Annotated in this window: 20 protein-coding genes; 3 read left to right on the forward strand and 17 right to left on the reverse strand. The window is 75.1% G+C overall.

Annotated features, from left to right (window positions below; translation table 11 throughout):
* Positions 1-128 precede the first annotated feature (128 nt).
* A complete protein-coding gene (locus C5508_RS15360) occupies positions 129-848 on the forward strand; it encodes a 1,4-dihydroxy-2-naphthoate polyprenyltransferase (protein WP_232797180.1) in 720 nt (239 codons plus the stop codon).
* A gap of 3 nt (positions 849-851) precedes the next feature.
* Here C5508_RS15360 and C5508_RS15365 read toward each other — a convergent pair whose 3' ends face one another.
* Both C5508_RS15365 and C5508_RS15370 read right to left on the reverse strand, forming a co-directional pair.
* Positions 852-1,148, reverse strand: a complete 297-nt coding sequence (locus C5508_RS15365) for a DUF4229 domain-containing protein (RefSeq protein WP_104525818.1) — start codon at positions 1,146-1,148, stop codon at positions 852-854.
* Complete coding sequence (locus C5508_RS15370) at positions 1,141-1,569, reverse strand: Lrp/AsnC family transcriptional regulator (protein WP_232797177.1); 429 nt, start codon at positions 1,567-1,569, stop codon at positions 1,141-1,143. Before C5508_RS15370 ends, C5508_RS15365 begins: the two co-directional genes overlap by 8 nt.
* Positions 1,570-1,676: 107 nt before the next feature.
* Between C5508_RS15370 and C5508_RS15375 the strand changes: the two genes are divergently transcribed.
* Positions 1,677-1,895 carry a hypothetical protein gene (locus tag C5508_RS15375; RefSeq protein ID WP_104525819.1) on the forward strand — a complete coding sequence of 73 codons (219 nt, stop codon included), beginning with the start codon at positions 1,677-1,679 and terminating at the stop codon, positions 1,893-1,895.
* Positions 1,896-1,925: 30 nt separating this feature from the next.
* Here the strand turns inward: C5508_RS15375 and C5508_RS15380 are convergent, their stop codons facing one another.
* From C5508_RS15380 to C5508_RS15450, 15 genes are all read right to left on the reverse strand, one after another.
* The gene (locus tag C5508_RS15380) at positions 1,926-2,222 is read right to left on the reverse strand and encodes a hypothetical protein (protein WP_104525820.1); all 297 of its coding nucleotides are present in this window, start codon (positions 2,220-2,222) and stop codon (positions 1,926-1,928) included.
* Between the two features lie 122 nt (positions 2,223-2,344).
* Positions 2,345-3,301, reverse strand: coding sequence for a c-type cytochrome biogenesis protein CcsB (gene ccsB, locus C5508_RS15385; protein ID WP_104525821.1), 957 nt, complete (start codon positions 3,299-3,301; stop codon positions 2,345-2,347).
* Positions 3,294-4,943, reverse strand: a complete 1,650-nt coding sequence (resB, locus tag C5508_RS15390; RefSeq protein WP_232797178.1) for a cytochrome c biogenesis protein ResB — start codon at positions 4,941-4,943, stop codon at positions 3,294-3,296. The genes ccsB and resB overlap by 8 nt, the downstream gene beginning before the upstream one ends.
* Positions 4,940-5,764 carry a cytochrome c biogenesis CcdA family protein gene (locus tag C5508_RS15395; RefSeq protein WP_104525822.1) on the reverse strand — a complete coding sequence of 275 codons (825 nt, stop codon included), beginning with the start codon at positions 5,762-5,764 and terminating at the stop codon, positions 4,940-4,942. The genes resB and C5508_RS15395 overlap by 4 nt, the downstream gene beginning before the upstream one ends.
* Before the next feature lies 1 nt (position 5,765).
* Entirely contained in the window at positions 5,766-6,341 is a 576-nt protein-coding gene (locus tag C5508_RS15400) for a TlpA family protein disulfide reductase (RefSeq protein WP_104525823.1), read from the reverse strand.
* Positions 6,338-6,973 carry a histidine phosphatase family protein gene (locus C5508_RS15405; RefSeq protein ID WP_104525824.1) on the reverse strand — a complete coding sequence of 212 codons (636 nt, stop codon included), beginning with the start codon at positions 6,971-6,973 and terminating at the stop codon, positions 6,338-6,340. The genes C5508_RS15400 and C5508_RS15405 overlap by 4 nt, the downstream gene beginning before the upstream one ends.
* Entirely contained in the window at positions 6,970-8,343 is a 1,374-nt protein-coding gene (gene hemL / locus C5508_RS15410) for a glutamate-1-semialdehyde 2,1-aminomutase (RefSeq protein ID WP_104525825.1), read from the reverse strand. Before hemL ends, C5508_RS15405 begins: the two co-directional genes overlap by 4 nt.
* Complete coding sequence (locus C5508_RS15415) at positions 8,340-8,810, reverse strand: hypothetical protein (RefSeq protein ID WP_104525826.1); 471 nt, start codon at positions 8,808-8,810, stop codon at positions 8,340-8,342. Before C5508_RS15415 ends, hemL begins: the two co-directional genes overlap by 4 nt.
* A 4-nt stretch (positions 8,811-8,814) precedes the next feature.
* Entirely contained in the window at positions 8,815-9,834 is a 1,020-nt protein-coding gene (gene hemB, locus C5508_RS15420; protein ID WP_232797179.1) for a porphobilinogen synthase, read from the reverse strand.
* On the reverse strand, positions 9,831-11,375 hold the full coding sequence (locus C5508_RS15425) for a uroporphyrinogen-III synthase (protein ID WP_104525827.1): 1,545 nt from the start codon (positions 11,373-11,375) through the stop codon (positions 9,831-9,833). The genes hemB and C5508_RS15425 overlap by 4 nt, the downstream gene beginning before the upstream one ends.
* A 109-nt stretch (positions 11,376-11,484) precedes the next feature.
* Entirely contained in the window at positions 11,485-12,471 is a 987-nt protein-coding gene (gene hemC / locus C5508_RS15430; RefSeq protein WP_104525828.1) for a hydroxymethylbilane synthase, read from the reverse strand.
* Complete coding sequence (locus tag C5508_RS15435; RefSeq protein WP_104525829.1) at positions 12,468-13,823, reverse strand: glutamyl-tRNA reductase; 1,356 nt, start codon at positions 13,821-13,823, stop codon at positions 12,468-12,470. The genes hemC and C5508_RS15435 overlap by 4 nt, the downstream gene beginning before the upstream one ends.
* Positions 13,820-14,482: a redox-sensing transcriptional repressor Rex gene (locus C5508_RS15440; RefSeq protein ID WP_104525830.1), complete on the reverse strand. Its 663-nt coding sequence runs from the start codon at positions 14,480-14,482 to the stop codon at positions 13,820-13,822. The genes C5508_RS15435 and C5508_RS15440 overlap by 4 nt, the downstream gene beginning before the upstream one ends.
* A 224-nt stretch (positions 14,483-14,706) precedes the next feature.
* Positions 14,707-14,952: a glutaredoxin family protein gene (locus tag C5508_RS15445; protein WP_104525831.1), complete on the reverse strand. Its 246-nt coding sequence runs from the start codon at positions 14,950-14,952 to the stop codon at positions 14,707-14,709.
* The gene (locus C5508_RS15450; RefSeq protein WP_104525832.1) at positions 14,945-16,528 is read right to left on the reverse strand and encodes an AMP-binding protein; all 1,584 of its coding nucleotides are present in this window, start codon (positions 16,526-16,528) and stop codon (positions 14,945-14,947) included. Before C5508_RS15450 ends, C5508_RS15445 begins: the two co-directional genes overlap by 8 nt.
* A 200-nt stretch (positions 16,529-16,728) precedes the next feature.
* On the opposite strand from C5508_RS15450, the gene C5508_RS15455 reads away from it, so the two are divergent.
* Positions 16,729-17,589 carry a sigma-70 family RNA polymerase sigma factor gene (locus C5508_RS15455; protein WP_104525833.1) on the forward strand — a complete coding sequence of 287 codons (861 nt, stop codon included), beginning with the start codon at positions 16,729-16,731 and terminating at the stop codon, positions 17,587-17,589.
* The last annotated feature ends 284 nt before the right edge of the window (positions 17,590-17,873 follow it).

A 17,873-nucleotide genomic window follows, 5' to 3' on the forward strand; every position in this document is an offset into this window, starting at 1 on the left:
CCCCGCGGCCCCCCGGCAACTGCACCTGATCGACTCCGTCCCGACCCTGCACACGGGCAAGCCCGACCGCCGCGCTCGACGGGTTCCGGCCGGCGCCCGCCCTGCTGGCGCTGCTCGTCGCCCTCGCCCTGCAGGTGGCGGTCAACTACGCCAACGACTACTCCGACGGCAGGCGCGGCACCGACGCCGACCGCGTCGGGCCGATGCGCCTGGTCGGTTCCGGTGCGGCTGCTCCGCGGGAGGTGCTCGTCGCGGCGCTGCTGTCGTTCGCCGTCGCCGGGGTCGCCGGGCTGGTGCTGGCGGCGCTGTCCAGCTGGTGGCTGGTGGCCGTCGGCGCGGTCTGCATCGCCGCGGCCTGGACCTACACCGGTGGGCCGCTGCCCTACGGCTACCGGGCGCTGGGCGAGGTGTTCGTCTTCGTCTTCTTCGGGCTGGTCGCCGTCGTCGGCACCACCTTCGTGCAGACCCGCACGCTGGAGGGACTGGCGTTCGCGGTCTCGGTGCCCATCGGGCTGCTGATCGTGGCGATCCTCGTGGTGAACAACCTGCGCGACCTGGCCGGTGACGCCGAGGTGGGCAAGCGGACCCTCGCCGTGCTCCTGGGCGATCGGGCGACGCGGCTGCTGTTCGCCGGGCTCTTCGTCGTCGCGTTCGCGGTGATCGCGGCGGTGGGGGTCACGCGCCCCTGGGCGCTGCTCGGCCTGCTGGCCGCCCCGCTGGCCGTCGCGCCCGTGCGCACGGTGCTCTCCGGCGGCCGGGGCCCGGCGCTGATCGGCGCGCTGCAGGGAGCCGGCCTGGTCACCCTGGCCACCGGCGTGCTGCTGGGAGCGGGGCTCGCCCTCAGCTGAGGGTCACTGGCCGCCGCTGAGCCGGTCGCGCAGGTTCTCCTTCGCGGCCCGCCGCTCGACGGCCCGGGCGGCCAGCGCCTCGGTCAGCCGGTCGCGCGAGGGGCGCAGCAGCAGGTAGGACACCGGCATCGACAGCAGCAGGCCGAACAGCAGGCCCGGGAAGCTGCCCAGCCCGAGCTGCCACAGGATGAGCACCAGCAGGGCCGCGATGCCGAAGCGGCCGATCACGTAGATCAGCAGCCAGGGCGCGACCTTGGGCCGCGCTGCCGGGGCCTTCGTCGGATCGTTCTGCTCAGCCATGACGGCCCTCCCACTTGGTCGACAGGACGACCGTCGTCCGGGTGCGTGCCACCCCTCTGATCCGGTTCAACGCGTTGACGGTGGCCTCGAGTGCCGGGATGTCGGTCACCCGCACCTTGAGCACGTAGCCCTCGCTGCCGGCCACGCGCCAGCAGTCCTCGATGCCGGGGACCTCGCGCATGGCGGCCTCCAGCCCGGTGTCGTCCACCGAGTCGCTCTCGATCACCCCGATCAGCGCGGTGACGTCCAGACCCACCGCAGACGGGTCGACCACGGCGCGGTAGCCCGTGACGACGCCGGCCGCCTCCAGCTTTCCGACGCGCTCGTGCACCGCCGGCGAGGAGAGCCCGACCTGGCGGGCGAGCTCGGCGTAGCTGGCGCGGCCGTTGGCGCGGAGCAGGTCGATCAGCTGCCGGTCCACCGCGTCGATGGGAGGTCTCCGTCCGTGCGTCGCGAGCCGGATCCGTCCGGTCGTCGGCACCGAGTATCCGGCGGTCGTACGCTGGACGGCGACGAGGGGGTGGGCCCGTGGTGTTCCTGGTGGTGCTCGTGGCGGCGGTGGTCGTCCTGCTGGTGGTCGTCCGTGCCGCGGCGGTCTCGGGAAGTCCCGACCGTGCCGCTCGCCGGCCGCGCAGGGCCCCGCGTCCGCCGCAGGGCCGTACGCGGCCGCTGGCGCCCGACGACGACCCCGAGTTCCTGCGCGAGCTGGGCCGTCGCGCCCGCAAGGACGACGGCTCCCCCGCCTGAGTTCCCCGTCCAGCGGGACGGGGCCCTCGGTCAGGCGGCGGGCGCCGATCCGAACAGCCGCCGCCAGCCGCGCCGCGGCAGTGCCGCGGGCGTCTCCGTTGCCGTCGCGTCCTCCGCGTCCTGCCCGGATCCGCCGCCGGGCCAGCCCAGCCCGCCGTCGCCGGGCTCCGGCGCCTCGGGAGCGACCGGCCAGCCGAGGCCGCCCTCCCCGGACGACGACGCCGCGTCGCCGTGGTGGGCGCCGCCGCCGCCGTCGGAACGCTGTGCCAGGGCGGCCGCCACGAGCGGGTCCGCGCCGGCGCCGTCGGCCGCCGTGTGCCTACCCACGCCGCACCACCGCGACGGCCCGTCCCCGCTCTCGGTACTCCATGAGGGCATGGAAGCACGCGCATCGGACATGGTCACCGGTCCCCGGCGCGCTTCTCGCCCGGACGGGGTGGCGCGTCAGCTCACTCGACCCCGGCGTAGCTGTGCAGCCCGGTGGAGACCAGGTTGACGAACGTCAGGTTGAAGATCATGACGACCAGGCCGACGACGTTGACCCACGCCGCCGGACGCCCGCGCCAGCCCGCCGTCGTGCGGGCGTGCAGGTAGGCGGCGTAGACCACCCACGCCACGAACGACCAGGTCTCCTTCGGGTCCCAGCCCCAGAACCGGCCCCAGGCGGCCTCGGCCCAGATGGCGCCGGCGATGACCGCGAAGGTCCAGATCGGGAAGCCGAACACCGCGGTCCGGTGCGCCAGCTGGTCCAGCGCCGCCGCCGACGGCAGCCGGGAGACGAACCCGGTGCCGGAGTCGGCGCCGGGCCGGGAGCGCACCAGGTAGAGGACGCTGGCGATGCCGCTGACCATGAAGATGCCGAAGCCGAGGATCGCCGCGGTCACGTGGATGGCCAGCCAGTAGGACCGGAGGGCGGCGACGACCGGCGCGGCCTCGGTGTACAGGCCCAGACCGATGGCGACGAGGCCGAGGATCACCGGGGCGAGCACGAAGACGCCGATGTGGCGCAGGTTGGGCGAGCGGACCGCGAAGCCCACGAAGGCCACCACGGCGACGAGCACGACCGCGGTCGCGAACTCGTACATGTTGCCCCAGGGCAGGCGGTCGGCCGCCAGGCCGCGGGTCAGCAGCACGCCGGCGTGCGCGAGCGCCCCGATCACCGTCACACCGAGGGCGATGGCGCCCCAGCGGTTGCTGCTCGCCGTCTCCACGGTCCCAGCCGGGCGGTCGGCGAGCGCGACACCCCCGCCACCCGTTCCGGCGGCGGCGCCGACGCGCTCCTGAGCCCGCTCGCGCCGCCGACCGAAGGCCAGCTCGGCGCAGAAGGCGACCAGGGCCACCGAGTAGAGCGCGACGCTCACGGAGAAGAGGGTGTTCGACAGCTCGGCGAGCGAGGGGTCAGTCACGCGGGGGGACCTCCGGATCGGACGGTGCGGTGCCGGGGGCCGCGGTGGTGAGCGCCCCCTGGAGTTCGTCGGACAGCGCGGTGAACCGCGATCCGCTCTCGCCGCCACCGCGGGTCAGCGAGGCCAGCGTCAGGACGGTACCGCTGCGACCGGGAGCCGGCTCGGCCCGGGCGAAGACCCGTTCGCGGCGGAGCAGCAGCAGGCCGAGCAGGCCCCCGAGCAGGGCGATCGCCGCGGCCAGCACCCACAGCTGACCGGGGTCGTGCGAGTACTGGAGAGCGGCGAACTCCTTGTACCCGGTGAAGGTGACCCGGGTGCCGTCGGGCAGGTCCAGGCTCTCCCCCACCGACAGGTTCGCCGCCCCCACCTCGGTCAGCCGGCCGCGCTCGATCTGGCTGCGGTCCAGCGAGTAGACCGACTGCGGCAGCCCGGAGTCCAGGCCCAGGTAGCCCCGGTAGGCGATGATCGCGACCTGCGGGGCGAGCGGACGCGGGTCCACCGACGTGAGCACCCCGCCCTGCATGAGCCCGGTGGGGGCGAAGAAGCCCTCCAGGGCCAGCTGGTCGTCCTCGTCCGCGCCCAGGTCGGGGAGCTTCAGCGCGCCCTCGCTGGCCAGCGTCCGCTGGTCGGCGGGCAGGAACGGCGTCGAGACGTCGGTGAACGCGGTGCCGTCGGGCAGCGTCACCGAGAAGGTCGGGCTGAAGCCGTGGCCGGTGACGTACACGCGGTCGCCGTCGATGCGCAGCGGCTCGTTGACGCCGATGGTGGTCTTCCGCTCCTCGCCCTGGGGATCGCCGTAGCGGATGTCCGCGGTGAAGGAGGACGCCGTCAGGTTCTCCTCGTACTCGGCCCGGAACTGGTCGAGGTCCACGCACATGGAGCTCAGGTCGCCGCTGTCGACCAGCGGACCCGAGGAGTAGGTGTCGTACTGCTGGAAGGCGTTGCAGAAGCCCTGGCCCTCGGTGACCAGGATGCTGCCCTCGTACCCCCACATCTTCCCCCCGGCCAGCCCCAGCAGGAGCGCGAGCAGGGAGAGGTGGAACAGCAGGTTGCCGCTCTCCTTGAGGTAGCCCTTCTCGGCCGAGACCTCGGGGGCGCGACCGCTGGACCCGGCGGAGGATGTGCCGCCCTCGCGGCGCACCACGCGGAACCGGCGGACGCGCAGTTCCTCCTCGACGACGTCGAGAGCGGCGGCCGGCGCCAGCGGGCTCTCCAGCCGACCGGAGTCGGGCAGCCGGAGCAGGTTCCGGGGAGCCGGGGGCGGCGGCGTGCGCAGGGACCGGAGGTGCTCGGCGGCCCGCGGCAGCACGCAACCGATCAGCGAGAGGAACAGCAGCAGGTAGATCGCGGCGAACCACGGCGAGCTGAAGACGTCGAACAGGTACAGGTCGTCCAGCACCGGCGCGAGGTCCGGGTGGTCGGTGAAGTACTGGCGGACGTTGTTCTGCGACAGCGACCGCTGCGGCAGCAGCGATCCCGGCACCGCCGCGAGCGCCAGCAGGAACAGCAGGATGATCGCCGTCCGCATGGCGGTGAGCCGGCGCCACCAGCGCAGCAGGAGGCCGGCCACCCGACGGCCGGCGGAGAGCCCGGACGGCGGTGGCGGCGGGGTGACCGGTCGGGCGGGCGCCTCGACGCTCACAGCGCCGACTCCCCGAACCCGGTGGCCGCGATCCAGGAGCGCAGCCACTCCATCATCTCGGTCCACGCGCCGGTGACCAGCAGCAGCCCGACCAGCACGAGCACGGCCCCGCCGAACCGGGTCACCGCCTGCGCGTGCCGCCGCAGGAACGTCGTGGCACCGAGCGCCCAACGCGCGCCCAGCGCGACCAGGACGAAGGGCACACCGAGCCCGAGGCAGTAGGCCAGCCCGAGCAGCGCCCCCCGGCCGGCGGTCGCCTCCTGGAAGGCGAGGTTCTGGACGGCGGCGAGCGTGGGACCCAGGCACGGCGTCCAGCCGAGACCGAAGACGATCCCGAGCAGCGGCGCGCCCGCGAGCCCCATGGAGGGGCGCAGGGTCAGCCGCTTGGTGCGCTGCAGCAGCGGCAGCCAGCCGAGGAACCCCAGGCCGACGAGCACGGTGACCACGCCCATGACCCGGGTGATGACGTCGTTGTGCACGAGCAGCAGCCGCCCGAGCCCGCCGAACGCGGTGCTGATCGCGACGAACACCGCGGTGAAGCCGAGCACGAACAGGACGGCGCCCAGCACCATGCGGCCGCGCGGGGAGCGCTCGTCGACCCGGACCACGGTCGCCGTCGTGCCGGGCCCGGCACCCCCTGCGGGAACCGGTGCGGTCTCCCGCACGCCCGCGCCGACCAGCCCGGCGACGTAGGAGAGGTAGCCGGGCACCAGCGGGAGCACGCACGGTGAGGCGAAGCTGATCAGCCCGACCAGCGCGGCGACGGCGGCGGCGACGAGCAGCGGCCCGTCGGAGACCAGAGCGGCGAAGGTGTCCCCCACGTCAGGCTCCTTCCGCCAGCACGAGGTCCAGGGTGGCGCGCAGGTCCTCCTGCGACACCTCCGCGGTGTAGACCGCGGCGACCCGGCCCTCGCGGTCGAGCACGATCGTCGAGGGGATCGCGGTGGCCGGGTAGTCCCGGAACGCCAGGGCCACCTCGCCCCGCGGATCGTAGAGCGAGGGGAACTCGATCCCGAACTTGTCGACGAAGGCCAGGGCGAACTGGTCGCTGGTCTCCTTCACGTTGATGCCGAGGAACTCCACGCCCTCGTCCCGCACGTCGGCGTAGACCTCCTGGAACTCCGGCGTCTCGACCCGGCAGGGCGGGCACCACGAGCCCCAGAAGTTGAGCACGGCGACCTCGCCGTCGAGCTCGGTCGACGAGAACTCGCCCCCGCCGAGGAGGGTGCCCGCGAACTCCGGCGCCGAGGCCCGCTCCTCGGGAGCGATGACCTCACCGCGCGGGGTGCCCGCGACGAACCGGAACTCCCCGCCGTTGTTGACGTCGACGGCGTCGGAGCCGGTGCTGCAGCCGGTGAGCAGGGCACCGGCCAGCAGAGCGACCACGGCTGCCCTCATGCGCCCGGCACCGCATCGGGATCGGTGGCGCCGGCGGGCTCGGCGTAGGAGACCCCCGCCAGCCGGTCGCCGTCGTAGCTGATCGAGGTGACGCTGGCCAGCGCGCACTCCCGGCGCCGCGGGTCGTGCAGGTAGCGGCGCCCCTCCAGGTGCAGCCTCGTGGCCCAGATCGGAAGCTGGTGGCTGACCAGGACGGCCTCGGCGCCCCGGGCGGCGTCGCGGGCGGCCTCGACCGCGGCGATCATCCGCGCGGCGATCTCCACGTAGGGCTCGCCCCACGACGGCGCGAACGGGTTGCGCAGCTTCCACCAGTTCCGTGGTGCCCGGAACACCCCGGCACCGCCGGCGACGGCCATGCCCTCGAAGGCGTTACCGGCCTCGATCAGCCGGTCGTCGATCCCTACGTCCAGGCCGGTCGCCTCGGCCAGCGGCCGCGCCGTCTGCTGGGCCCGCTCCAGGGGGCTGGACACCAGGTGGACGACGTCGTGACCGGCGAACCAGGCGGCGGCCCGGCGGGCCATGCCCTCGCCGGCGGTGGAGAGCCGGAAACCGGGGAGCCGGCCGTAGAGGATCCCGTCGGGGTTGTGGACCTCCCCGTGGCGGAGGAGGTGCACCGTGGTCCGCTCGGTCACGAGCTCACCTCGGACAGGTCCTGGTCGGCCGGGCGGGGGTCGCCCCCGGCGGCGGCCGCGGCCCGCGCCGCGGCCGGCAGGGCCTCGAGCACGCGGTCGAGGGCCTCGCCGCCGAGCTGGGCGTTGACGAACCACGCCTCGAACGCCGACGGCGGCAGGTAGACCCCGCGCGCCAGCAGGGCGTGGAAGAAGGCGGTGTAGCGGGCGACGTCCTGCGTCCTCGCGTCGTCGTAGTTCCGCACCCGCCGTTCGTCGGGCACGAAGAAGATCGAGAACATGTTGCCGGCCTGCTGCACCCGGTGCGGCACGCCGGCGGCGAACAGCGCGGCGCTGGCCGCGCCGCGGAGCACGGCGGAGACCTCGTCGCAGTGCGCGTACACGTCGTCGGTGCAGTTCCGCAGCGTCGCCAGGCCGGCGGCGACCGCCACCGGGTTCCCCGACAGGGTGCCGGCCTGGTAGACGGGCCCGCTGGGCGCGAGGTGGGCCATGAGGTCGGCGCGACCGCCGAACGCCGCGGCCGGCAGGCCACCGCCCATGACCTTGCCGAAGGTGAACAGGTCGGCGTCCACCGGGTCCAGGCCGTACCAGCCCGACCGCGAGACGCGGAAACCGGTCATGACCTCGTCGAGGATCAGCAGCGCGCCGTGCGTGGCGGTGATCCGGCGCAACTCGGAGTTGAAGCCGTCCAGCGGCGGGACGACCCCCATGTTGCCGGCGGCGGCCTCGCTGATGACGGCGGCGATGTCGCTGCCCCGCTCGGCGAAGACCGCCTCCACGGCGGCGACGTCGTTGTAGGGCAGCACGATCGTGTCGGCGGCCGCGCCGGTGGTCACCCCAGGGGTGTCCGGCAGGCCGAGCGTCGCGACCCCCGAGCCCGCCGAGGCGAGCAGCGCGTCGACGTGGCCGTGGTAGTTGCCGGCGAACTTGACCAGCAGCGGTCGGCCGGTGGCGCCGCGGGCCAGCCGCACGGCGGAGAGCACCGCCTCGGTGCCGGAGTTGACCAGCCGCACGCGCTCGACCGGGGCGACCCGCGACCGGATCTCCTCGGCGAGCTCCAGCTCGCCCTCCGTCGGGGCGCCGAAGGACAGCCCGCGGCGGGCCGCGGAGGCGACGGCGTCGACGACGGCGGGGTGGGCGTGGCCCAACAGCATCGGGCCCCAGGAGCTGACCAGGTCCACGTAGCGGCGCCCGTCGGCGTCGGTGATCCACGGCCCTGCGGCCTCCACCATGAACCGCGGCGTACCGCCCACGGCCCGGAACGCGCGGACCGGGGAGTTCACGCCCCCGGGGGTGATCTCCTGGCCGCGGGCGAAGAGCGCGGCCGAGACCGGCGCCTCGTAGGGGAAGGGTGAGCTGTCCGGCGAGGTCACGGCTCCAGTGTCCCCTTCGCGGTGAGCAACGCGGTCCGCAGGGCGTCCGGATCCCGTGTGGGAACGAGCACGGTCCGCCCGTCCGCCAGCTTGAGCGGCAGCCCGGTGGACCCCTTGGGGACCGACCAGCCGCCACCGAGCACCGGGGCGCCGGCGTCGACGCCGGACTCGACCGAGCGCAGGTGCCCGGCGTCGATCTCGGGAAGCGCCACCCGCTCGCGCCCGACGCTCAGCCCGCCGTCGTCGCCGGCCCCCTCGACGCGCACCGTCCAGAGCCGGCGCCCGGCCAGGCAGCCGCAAGCCACGACGGCCACCACCCCGGCCAGCGCGGCCCAGGCGAACAGCGGCAGGTCCGGCCCCGGGAGGATGAGGGCGAGCGCGACGCACACCCCCGCGAACCCGCCGACGACCCACAGCGGTCGCCAGGAGCCCCCCAGCTCGACGTAGTCCTCGGCCGGCGCGGGCATGGCCTCAGCCGCGGGCGAGCAGCCGGGCGGCCTCGACCGCCCAGTAGGTGAGCACCTGCCCCGCCCCGGCGCGCCGGATGGCGGTGAGCGTCTCCAGGATCGCCCGCTCGCGGTCGATCCAGCCGTTGGCGGCGGCCGCCTCGACCATCGCGTACTCGCCGCTGACCTGGTAGGCGCTGACCGGCACCTGCACCGCGTCGGCGACCCGGGCCACGATGTCGAGGTAGGGCAGCGCCGGCTTCACCATGACGGCGTCCGCTCCCTCGGCCAGGTCCTGCGCGACCTCCCGCAACGCCTCGTCGGCGTTGGGCGGGTCCATCTGGTAGGTCGACCGGTCGCCGAACTGCGGGGCGCCCTCGGCCGCCTCGCGGAAGGGCCCGTAGAAGCCCGAGGCGTACTTCGCGGCGTAGGCCAGGATCGGCACCTCGGTGAACGCGGCGCTGTCCAGACCGGCGCGGATGGCGGCGATCTGGCCGTCCATCATCCCGCTGGGCGCGACCAGGTGGGCGCCGGCCTGCGCCTGCGCGATCGCCACGGCCGCGTACCGGTCCAGCGTCGGGTCGTTGTCGACGACGCCGGCCGGGGTCACGATCCCGCAGTGCCCATGGTCGGTGTACTCGCACAGGCACAGGTCGGCCATGAGGACGAGCTCGTCGCCCAGATCGGCCCGCAGGTTCTGCAGCGCCGTGTTGACCACGCCGTCGGCGGCGTCGGCCTGCGACCCCACGGCGTCCTTCTCCGACGGGATGCCGAAGAGCATCAGCCCGCCGATGCCGGCCTCCGCGGCCTCGGCGGCCGCCTTCCGGAGCGAGTCGTGGCTGTGCTGGACGACGCCGGGCATGGAGCCGATGGCGACCGGTGCGTCGATGCCCTCCTTGACGAAGACCGGCAGCACCAGGTCGGCCGGGGCCACCCGGGTCTGCGCGGTCAGCCGCCGCAGCGCGGGCGTCGACCGGAGACGCCGCCCGCGCGCGAACCCGGGACTCGCCCCGTGCGCTCCCCCACCCACGCTGCCCGCGCTCACTTGCCCTCGCCGTCCTCCGCCTCGCGCAGCGACAGGGCGTACTCGGCCAGTGCGTCGACCAGCGGCGCGACGGCCGCCGTCTCCGGCTGCACGTCCACCCGCAGGCCGAACTCCTGCGCGCTGGCGGCAGTGGCGGGACCGATCACCGCGACGACGGTCTTGGCGTGCGGCTTGCCGGCGATGCCCACCAGGTTGCGCACGGTGCTGGACGAGGTGAAGCACACCGCGTCGAACCCGCCGCCCTTGATGGCCTCCCGGACCGACGCGGCCGGCGGGGCCGCCCGGACGGTGCGGTAGGCCGTGACGTCGTCGATCTCCCAGCCGCGCTCGACCAGGCCCGCGGCGAGGGTCTCGGTGGCGATGTCGGCCCGCGGGAGCAGCACCCGGTTGATCGGGTCCAGGACGTCGTCGTAGTCCGGGAAGTCGGCCAGCAGGCCCTGGCTGGACTGCTCGCCCGAGGGCACCAGCTCCGGGACGATGCCGAAGTCGCGGACCGCCTGGGCGGTCTGCTCGCCGACGCAGGCGACCTTCACGCCGGCGAAGGCGCGGGCGTCCAGGCCGAGCTCGACGAACTTCTCGCGGACGGCCTTCACCGCATTGACGGAGGTGAAGACGATCCAGCCGTACCGGCCGGTGACCAGGCCCTTGATCGCGCGGTCCATCTGCGCGGGGCTGCGCGGGGGCTCGACCGCGATCGTCGGCACCTCGACCGGGACCGCGCCGTAGGCGCGCAGCCGGTCGCTCATGTCGCCGGCCTGGTCCTTGGTACGCGGCACCAGCACCCGCCAGCCGAACAGCGGCCGGCTCTCCCACCACGACATGCGGGCGCGCTTGTCGACGACGGCGCCGACGGTGGCGACGACCGGGCCGCTGAGCGGGTCGAGGCCGGCGGTCTTCTCCGCCACGGCGGCCAGCTTGGCGACGACGCTCTTCTGGCCGGTGCCCGAGCCGCCGACGGTGACGACGACCGGCGTGCTGCCCGAGAGCCCGCCCTCGACCAGGCGCGCGGCGGCGTCGGGGAGCTCCTCGGCCGTGCCCTGCAGGACCAGCGTCCCGCCGGTCGCGGCGGTGGCACCGCCCAGCGCGGTCAGGTCGACGCCGCTGCGCAGGTCGGCGCTGACGGTCGTGCTGCCCATGGCCACACCGGCGAAGGCCGGGACCGCCGTGGCGGGCGCGACACCCGGGACGACGTCGAAGGGCACGGAGGTGCGGGCGACGGAGAGGACCTCCTTGATCACCTCGTCGGAGGTGTAGGGGTCACCGATGACCAGCCGGACCACGACCGAGCCGTTCTTGGCCGCGGCGACGGCGCCCTTGGCGATGTCGCCGGGCTCACCGGAGACCGGCGTGAGCTCGGTGTCCGGGTTCGCCTCGCGGACGGCGTCCTGGAGGGGCGCGGCGACGTCGGGGTCGACCAGCACCACGGCTGCCTCGGCCAGCGCCGCGGTCGCCCGGGCGGTGAGCATGCCCGGGTCACCGGGCCCGGCGCCGACGAACACGACCCGGCCCGACTGGCCTGGGGTCTTGCGGAAGCGCGTCATCGCGTGCTCCTGATCCTGGCCCGAATCGCTCGGGCGTCTGTCATGGCCCGGGTGCGGGCCGTTACGGGGGTCTGGGGGGGTCGTGCGGGCCGGGACCGCGCGGTCGCGGTCACCCGCCGGCCGCCATCAGCTCGGCCGCACCGCGGTCGAGCAGCTCGGCGGCGAGGGACCGGCCGAGGGCGGCGGCCTCGGTCAGCGGTCCGGTCACCGAGCCGCGGACGCCGTCGCTGCCGTCCAGGGCGGTCACCGAGGCCCGGAGGTACAGCTCGGGGCCGTTCTCGCCCTCGGCCACCTCCGCGTAGGCGGCGACGGGCGCGCTGCAGCCGGCCTCCAGCGCGGCCAGGGTGGCCCGCTCGGCCACCACGCAGGCGCGGGTGGGCGCGTGCTCGAGCCGGCCGAGCAGCTCCCGGGTCCGGGCGTCGCTGGTGCGGCACTCGACGGCCAGGGCGCCCTGGGCGGGGGCGGGCAGCACCTGGAGCGGGTCGAGCGTCTCGGTGATGTGCTGGAGCCGGCCGATCCGGTTGAGCCCGGCGCGGGCCAGGACGACGGCGTCGAGGTCGCCCGGGCCCTCACCGGCGCCGGGCACCCGGCCGAGGCGGGTGTCCACGTTGCCTCGGATCGGCACGATGTCGAGGCCGAGGCCGAGCGCGCGCAGCTGCGCGACCCGGCGGGGGGCACCGGTGCCGATGCGGGACCCCGCCGGCAGCTCGCCGAGGGTCAGGCCGTCGCGGGCCACGAGCGCGTCCCGCGGGTCCTCGCGCGCGGGCACCGCGGCCAGGATCAGCCCCGGCTCGGGTGCGGTCGGCAGGTCCTTGTAGCTGTGCACGGCCAGGTCCACCTCGCCGTCGAGAAGCGCGCGGCGGATCGCCGCGACGAACACCCCGGTGCCGCCCAGCTGGGCGATCGCAGCGGAGGAGCGGTCGCCCTCGGTGCTGATCAGGACCAGCTCGACCGGCACGCCGGTGGCAGCGGTGATGGCGTCGGCGACGGTCTGCGACTGGGTCCGGGCGAGCTGGCTGGCCCGGGTGCCCAGGCGCAGCGGGACACCGGCGACGGCGCTCGCGGCCGGCACGCCCTGCACCTCGGTCTCGGTCACGCCGCACCTCCTGGGCGGTCGGGGTCGACGGTCACGGCGTCGGCCAGGCGCCCGGCGCCCGGCGTCACGTCGGCGTCGATGCCGAGACCGAAGAGCGCGCGCAGGGCACCGGCGTAGTCGGTGCCCCCCGGCGTCGCGGCCAGCTCCTTCACCCGCACGGTGGGCTCGTGCAGCAGCTTGTCGACGACGCGGCGCACGGTCCGGGCGATCTCCGCGCGGGCGCGCGTGTCGAGGTCGGGCAGCCGGCCGGCCAGGCGCAGCAGCTCGGCGTCGACCACCTCGGCGGCCTGCGAGCGCAGCGCGGAGACGGTCGGACCGACCTCGGCGGCGCGGCGCTCGGCCCGCAGCAGCGCGGTCTCGGCCTCGATCATCGCGCGGGCGCTGTTGATGTCGTCGATGGCGACCGGGCCCGCGGTGCTGCCGTCGTCGGCGGCCCGCTCGCCCTGCAGCAGCGCGAGGTCGACGACGTGGACGCCGGGCAGCGCCGCCACGCCGGGGTCGACGTCCCGGGGCAGTGCCAGATCGACCACGACGAGGGGGCGCTCGGCGCGGCCGGACATGGCCGCCGCGACCACCTCGGTGCCGACGACGAGCCCGGTGGCGCCGGTGCAGGTGAGCAGCACGTCGGCGGCGGCCAGTTCCTCGGCCATCCGGTCCAGCGGCGCGGTCCGGCCGCCCACGGTCTCGGCCAGCCGCTGCGCGGAGGCCTCGGTCCGGCTGCTGACCACGACGTCGGCGCCGCGGCGGGCCAGCGTGGTGGCGGCCAGCGCACCCATGGACCCGGCACCCACGACGAGGACCGGGCGGCCCGTCAGACTCCCGATGCGCGCCTCGGCGCGGTCGAGGGCGACCGACACCAGGGAGGCACCGGCCTTGTCGATGCCGGTCTCCGAGTGCACCCGCTTGCCCACCCGCAGGGCCCGCTGGGCCACCGGGTGCAGGGCACGGCCGACCGTGCCCTCCTCCCGGGCGAGGGCGTAGGCGGCACGCAGCTGCCCGAGCACCTGGGTCTCGCCGACCACCATCGAGTCCAGCCCGGCGGCCACGGTGAACAGGTGCTCGACGGCCTGGTCCTCGTAGTGGACGGTCACGTACGGGGAGAGCTCCTCGACCGACGCCCCGGCCTGGCGGGCGAGCACCCGGCCGACGTCGGTGACCCCGCCGTGGAAGCGGTCGACCTCGGCGAAGACCTCGATGCGGTTGCAGGTGGCCAGCACGAGGGCCTCGCTGACGTGGTCGCTGCCGACCAGCTCGTGCAGGGCCTTGACCCGGTCGTCGCCGTCCATCGCGAACTGCTCGAGCAGCGCGACCGGTGCGGTCTGGTGGCTGACGCCCACCGCGAGCAGGCTCACGCCGTCACCTCCGCGGCCCGGGCGGTGCGCTGCTGACCGAGGAACGCCAGGACCTGCAGCTCCACGGAGAGGTCGACCGGACGGACGTCGACGCCGACGGGGGCCGTGAGCGTCACCGGCGCGAAGTTCAGGATGCTCCTGATCCCGGCCGCGGCCAGCCGGTCGCAGACCGACTGGGCCACCTCGGCCGGTGTCGCGATGACCCCGATGGTCGCCTCGTGCTCCGCCACCGTGGCCTCGAGCTCGGACATGTGCTGCACCGTCAGGCCGCCGATCTCCTGCCCGACCTGCGAGGGGGCGGCGTCGAAGAGGCCGACGAACCGGAAACCCCGACTGCCGAAGCCCGCGTAGTCGGCCAGCGCCGTGCCCAGGTTGCCGATGCCGACGAGCACGCAGGCACGGGACCGCTCGGCGCCGAGCACGCGGGCGATCCGCTCCCGCAGAGCGGTGACCTCGTAGCCGACGCCGCGGACGCCGCACGAGCCGAGGTGGGAGAGGTCCTTGCGCAGGCCGGCCGGGTTCACCCCGGCTGCGGAGGCCAGCTCACCGGAGGAAACCGTCGTCCGACCGCCGTCGGCCAGACCGGTGAGCACCCTCAGGTACACGGCCAGACGACCGACGGTGGCCTCCGGGATCGTCCGGGGCCGTGGCTGGATCACGGGCACTCCACAGCGGTCGCACCCGGGACCCCCGGCGGGCGCCGGGTGCGGATCTGCGACATCGGGACGCGAGCAGCTGCTGCGCTCGCGTCCGCCACGGTAGCCGCTTGTGAACGCAGGAACAAAGTCGCCGGGCACCGCCCCGCCCGCTGACCAGGCCGGATGCGTCCGGCTGTGGTGGAGACCACCGTATCCGCAGGTCAGGAGCCACCCGGATGGGGCAGTCAGCGCAGTCCGAGATCCCTCCGGAGGCGCGGGACGTCGAGGGTGAAGTAGGAGTGCTCGCGCCCGTCGAGCAGCAGGACCGGCACCCGGTCGCCGTACTCGGCCTGCAGCTCGGGGTCGGTGTCCACGTCGACGTCGTGCACGGTCAGACCCGCCTCGGCAGCCACCGGTCCCAGCTGCTCGGCCGCGGTCAGGCAGAGGTGGCAGCCGGCCCGCCCGAGCAACTGCAGCCGCGGCTCACTCACCGGCGGCGCTGCCGGCGGGCACCGCGACGTCCGCGTCGGCCCCCGTCAGGCCCAGCTCGCGCAGCCGGGCCCTGCTCACCTTCCCGGTGAGCGAGTGCGGCAGGGATCCCAGGAAGTGCACCGACGTCGGCACCTTGTAGCGGGCCAGGGACTGCCCGGCGAACGCCTGCAGCTCCGCCACGCCGAGCTGCTCCCCCGGAGCGAGGACGACGACGGCGCGCACCGCCGCGCCGGTCCGCGGATCGGGCACGCCGATGACGGCGCTCTCGACCACGGCGGGGTGCTGCTCGAGCACCCGCTCCACCTCGGCCGGGTAGACGTTGAAACCGCTCACCAGGACGAGATCGCTGCGCCGGTCGACCAGGTGCAGGTCGCCGTCGGCGTCGCGGTAGGCGAGGTCGCCGGTGCCCAGCCATCCCTCTGCGTCCGGGCCGTCGGTCCCGTCGGGCCAGTACCCGGAGAACAGGTTGGGGCCGCGCACCCAGATCTCGCCGGGGCCCTCGTCGGGGTCGCCGCCGTCGTCCCCACCGGTCCCGTCGTCCTCGTCGGGCGTGTCGACCGTGCCCGCGCCGACCGAGGCCGTGTCCCGCAGCACGAGCTCCAGCCCGGGCACCGCTCCCCCGATGCAGGCGGGCTTGGCCCGGCCGGTGGCCAGCGTGCTGGCCACGACCGGAGCCGCCTCGGTCAGCCCGTAGCCCTCCCACACCGTGACCGCGGCCCGGTCGCGCATGGCCCGCCAGACGTCCTCGGGCAGCGGTGCGGCACCGGCGGAGGCGACGCGCACGGCCGCGAAGGCCCGGCGGAGGTCGGCGTCGCTGCCCGCGGCGTCCGCCGCGGCGAGCCACGCCTGGTACATCGGCGGGGCACCGGGCACCGCGGTGACCTGTTCGGCGGCCATCAGCGCCAGCGAGGCGCGCGGGTCGAAGGTCTCCTCGAGGACGGCGCAGGCGCCCGTGGCGGCGATCAGGCCGAACCCGGCGTTGAGCCCGTAGACGTGGAAGAGCGGGAGGACGAGCAGCACCCGGTCGTCGCTGCGCACCGGGGGCGGGCTCATCGCCAGGCACTGCTCCTGGTTGGCCTTGAGGGCACCCGCGGTGAGCATGGCTCCGCGCGGTCGCCCGGTCGTCCCGCTGGTGTAGCAGAGGAAGGCCAGCGCGGTCGGGTCGTCGGCCACGGCACCGATCGGGCCGTCGCCCTCCGGCGGCCCGGGGCACACCGGAACCCCCGCCAGCGAGTCGCGCTCGCTCGCGGCCACGAGCAGCTCCGCACCGGAGTCGGTGAGCACGTGCTCCAGCTCCGGGTCGGTGTAGGCGGTGTTCACCGGGACGACCGTCAGCCCGGCCCGCAGCGCACCCAGCACCGCGCGCAGCCAGTCCAGCCCGTTGGGCAGCTGCACGGCGATGCGAGCGCCGGCGGCCAGCCCCCGGGCGGTGTAGCCGGCGGCGACGCGGTCGACGACGGCGTCCAGCTCGCCCCAGCTCAGCCGCTGGTCCCCGGCCACCACGGCCGGGGCGCCGGGGTCGCGCTGCGCCGCCGCGCGGACCAGAGCGGCCAGCGAGGTGCCTGCGTCGGACACGGGGTCTCCTGTCGTCGGGGGGCGGCAACCGGCCGCCGGCGGGCGCTTCCGGAGACCTGCCCGGCGAGGCTGCCGTGGACGAGCACGGGCGATGTTGTCACCATGGGGCCTGCGCCGCAGCCCACGAACGCCCTCCGGGGGCGTGCGGGGCGACGAGACGGTCCAGGCACAGCGGGCCGACGAGGAGGTCGATCGCCCGCATGCCCCATCCCCTGGACGCCGAGCGACCCGCCGGTCTCCCCGCGCCGCGGCGGCCGCGCCCTACCCCGTTCCCCCGCAGCAGCGCCGAGGCGCTGACCGACGGGAGGGGCGAGCACCCGGTCGACGAGCACCCGGTCGACGAGGACGCGGTCGACGGGCCGGCTGCCGGTCCCGGAGCGACCGACGACGTCCCTCCCTCCGAGGGCGGCGTCACCCCGTCCGACGGCGTCCCGACCGAGGTCCCGGCCACCTCGGAGCTGCCGGTGGAGGTCGCCGACGACATCGCCGCGGTGGAGGCCGAGGCGGAGGCCACGGCCACGAACGTGTGGGCACTGGTGCGCCAGGCGCAGCAGGGCGACGCCGAGGCCTTCGGGCGGCTCTACGACCACTACGTGACCCTCGTGTACCGCTACGCCTACCACCGCGTCGGCGACCGGGCCACGGCCGAGGACGTGACCAGCGAGACCTTCGTGCGAGCGCTGCGCCGCATCGACTCGCTGTCCTTCCAGGGCCGCGACGTGGGCGCCTGGCTGGTGACGATCGCGCGCAACATCATCCGGGACCAGGTGAAGAGCAGCCGGTTCCGGCTCGAGGTGAGCACCGCCGACATGCGGGACGCCGACCGGGTCACCGACGGGCCCGAGGACGCCGTCCTCCAGTACTTCACCAACCAGCAACTGCTGGCGTGCGTGCAACAACTGGGGAGCGAGCAACAGGAGTGCATCGTCCTGCGCTTCCTGCACGGTCTCTCCGTGTCCGAGACTGCCGAGATCATGGGCAAGAAGGACGGCGCCATCAAGGCGCTCCAGCACCGGGCGGTCCGGCGGCTGGCGGGGCTGCTGCCCGAGGGCCTGCGGTGAATCTCTCCGCGCTCCCGGGCGTAACCGACGGCCCCCGCCCGTCGTTGTGCCCTCCGGAGCGGTCCCCCGGTGGTGGCGGGACCCGGTCGGAGAGGACAGGAGGCCGCAGGTGATCCGACAGGACGACGGCACAGCGGCACCCGACGCCGCCCCCGCGGGCGATCGCGAGGCCGCGGTCGTCGCGCGCCTGCAGGCGCTCTCCACGGCCCTCGGCGACGAGCCCGACCCCCAGTACCGGGCCCGTGCCCGTGCGCGGCTGGTCGCAATGGCCGCCGTCCGCACCC

The organism is Blastococcus atacamensis, assembly GCF_002938425.1.
Taxonomy (GTDB): Bacteria; Actinomycetota; Actinomycetes; order Mycobacteriales; family Geodermatophilaceae; genus Blastococcus; species Blastococcus atacamensis.

Excerpts from the sequence above, each read along its gene's own strand:
- C5508_RS15365 (WP_104525818.1), bottom strand. The coding sequence starts at position 1,148 with ATGGCTGAGCAGAACGATCCGACGAAGGCCCCGGCAGCGCGGCCCAAG.
- C5508_RS15400 (WP_104525823.1), bottom strand. The coding sequence starts at position 6,341 with ATGAGGGCAGCCGTGGTCGCTCTGCTGGCCGGTGCCCTGCTCACCGGC.
- C5508_RS15415 (WP_104525826.1), bottom strand. The coding sequence starts at position 8,810 with ATGCCCGCGCCGGCCGAGGACTACGTCGAGCTGGGGGGCTCCTGGCGA.
- C5508_RS15425 (WP_104525827.1), bottom strand. The coding sequence starts at position 11,375 with ATGACGCGCTTCCGCAAGACCCCAGGCCAGTCGGGCCGGGTCGTGTTC.
- C5508_RS15455 (WP_104525833.1), top strand. The coding sequence starts at position 16,729 with ATGCCCCATCCCCTGGACGCCGAGCGACCCGCCGGTCTCCCCGCGCCG.